Source organism: Rhodococcus sp. 14-2496-1d (assembly GCF_002259365.1).
Classification (GTDB): Bacteria; Actinomycetota; Actinomycetes; order Mycobacteriales; family Mycobacteriaceae; genus Rhodococcoides.
In genome coordinates this window covers 1-2,299 of the sequence record NZ_NPFV01000053.1, presented here as the reverse complement: position 1 = coordinate 2,299, position 2,299 = coordinate 1, and the positions used below count along the sequence as shown (strand labels likewise).

Below are 2,299 nucleotides of genomic sequence, written 5' to 3'. Positions count from 1 at the left end.
AACGGGCCGCAGATCGACAAGTCACGCGGTGACGACATGCCGCTATATCGCCAGACGGTGCGAGTCGAACTGACCGTCACCGTCCGAGAACACCCCACTTTCTGGTGGGCGTGAACTCCGGTCCGGGGTGTCCTGGCATGCGCCCCGGGCCGGACCCAATCATCGAGCTCACGGACGTGGGCCGAAACGTTGAAAGGAATCACCCGTGAGCACACACGCCGATCCGAACAAGGCGACCGTCTACTTGGACGTCGACTTCTACCGAGCCCCCGCCGGCACCGCACTTCCCGCGGATCCGTTCGCTGACAACCCGATCACGGGCACCGCGCCTGGTGTGGCGTGGGACGCGTTCGGTGGTCTGCAGATGGGCTTCGACGTCACCCCGACCCAGGACGTCAAGAAGCACAAGGTCATGAATTTCCGGAAGTCCTCGTACGCGGTCACGTCCTCGCCTCGCGACGACACCCTGAAGTTCCGTGCCACCGACCGCTCGAAGGCGACGTTCCTGACGGTGCTCGAGGGCGGCGAGGTCATCGAGCTGAGCACCGGCAACTACGAGTACAAGAAGGGCAACGGCGAGGAGTTCGCTGTTCTCGCGGTCGCACGCGACATCTCGGCGAAGGCGTGGTTCTACTGCGAACGCAACCGCCTCGGCACGCCGCCGCCTCGTTCGTTCAAGGGTGAGGATCTCGACGGTTGGGAGTTCGAGCTGATCGCTCTGAACGAGGTCCGTGAGGGCGGCGACGCCAACCCGCTCGCTCCCTGATCCAACAACCCATCCAGATAGATAGGGAACTCGAATTCACATGCCAGAGAACAAGAGCAAGAACAAGGATCCCCGCCCCGTCGACACCGACGAGGCGGGGGTCACCCCACCGGCCGAGGCCGAGGAAACCGAGTCGGCCGACGGGACAGAACCGTTCGATCTCGAATCGGTGCTCGCGGTCGGTGGTCCGCCGGTCAAGTTGCCGATCGTGTGGAACGACTACCGGCCGGTGCCGATCGTGTTCGACGGACACGTCTACTCGGTGGGCCGACGCTATTCGGCGAAGACCGTCCGCAAGTTCTTCGCGATGATGAGGAAGACGGGCGACGATGTCCCCGATCAGATCCTCGACATCGTCCTGACCGACGGTGATCCGCAGCAGTTGTGGAAGGACCTCGGTGAGTTGTCGATGCCGGAGTCGAACAAGCTGTTCGCGACGATCTACAAGATCGCCGGCCTGATGAGTCTGTCGGGGAAATTCTTGGCGTCCTAGCCACCCTCGACGACGAGGAAGGTTGGGACGCAGCACTTGCCGCCGTGCGGGCGCATCACCATCTCGATCTCCGCGAGGCCATGGAGTCGATGCTGTGCGCGGACCTGTGCGCGTTGGTTCACGACGCGCTCGCTCGCGACGATCAGCAAGTTCGGACGGACGAGAACATTGCGATGCTTCTCGACCGCGACAATTTCGAGCTCGATTCTCTGTACTCGCAGTGGACTACCGATCCAACCGATCCGAAGGTCAAGGCAGCAGCGGCAGATCGGAAGCGTCGCGGTATCACGCCACCGGAAGAGCCGCTGATCTTTCCGATCGCACTGCGTCGTCCGGAGCTCGCGGAGATCCACAGGCAGCGCTATACCGAAGCGGCGCAACGGTATGCGACTCCGAAGTCGGATCGAAAGCTCTCTTTGGCCGACATCTTGAGAATGCGAAAGAGGTGATCTCGTGCCCGGTGGTCGGATAGACGTAGAAGTTGCAGTCAACGCACGCAACGCACCGGGTGATCTGCAGCGCGCGCTGAACCCGGCGCTGACGCAGGCGAAGGCGTTCGGTGGCGCAATGGGTCTCGCTATCGGTGGCGCTGCTGTTGCTGCTGGTGTCAAAGAGATCATCACCATCGGCAACGACTACACGACCACGATGAACACGCTGCAGGCTGTGACGCGGGCGACCGAGTCTCAGATGTCGGTCGCGGGCGATCGTGCGAAGGCGCTCGGTAACGACATTTCGCTGCCGGGTACGTCGGCGTCCGATGCTGCAGCGGCGATGACCGAGCTCGCCAAGGGCGGATTCTCGGTGCAGCAGTCGATGGATGCTGCGAAGGGCACGCTGCAGTTGGCGGCGGCCGCGCAGATCGATGCGGCCTCGGCGGCGACGATTCAGTCGCAGGCGCTGCAGTCGTTCGGTCTCAATGCCGACTACGCGGCGACGGTCTCCGATGTGCTCGCCAACTCGGCGAACGCGTCGTCGGCCGAGATCACCGACGTGGCAATGGGTCTCGCTCAGTCCGGTGCTGTCGCGAACCAGTTCGG

Annotated in this window: 4 protein-coding genes; all 4 read left to right on the top strand. The window is 63.2% G+C overall.

The window, feature by feature from the left end:
• Window positions 1-205 precede the first annotated feature (205 nt).
• Window positions 206-766, top strand: a complete 561-nt coding sequence (locus CH296_RS28375; protein WP_094686288.1) for a hypothetical protein — start codon at window positions 206-208, stop codon at window positions 764-766.
• A gap of 40 nt (window positions 767-806) precedes the next feature.
• Window positions 807-1,259, top strand: a complete 453-nt coding sequence (locus tag CH296_RS28370; RefSeq protein ID WP_094686287.1) for a hypothetical protein — start codon at window positions 807-809, stop codon at window positions 1,257-1,259.
• Window positions 1,260-1,303: 44 nt separating this feature from the next.
• Entirely contained in the window at window positions 1,304-1,708 is a 405-nt protein-coding gene (locus CH296_RS28365) for a hypothetical protein (RefSeq protein WP_094686286.1), read from the top strand.
• Window positions 1,709-1,712: 4 nt separating this feature from the next.
• A partial coding sequence (locus tag CH296_RS28360) for a phage tail tape measure protein (protein WP_373557314.1) occupies window positions 1,713-2,299 on the top strand: 587 nt, incomplete at its 3' end.

Coding starts and splice junctions, on each gene's coding strand:
- CH296_RS28370 (WP_094686287.1), top strand. CDS start 807: ATGCCAGAGAACAAGAGCAAGAACAAGGATCCCCGCCCCGTCGACACC.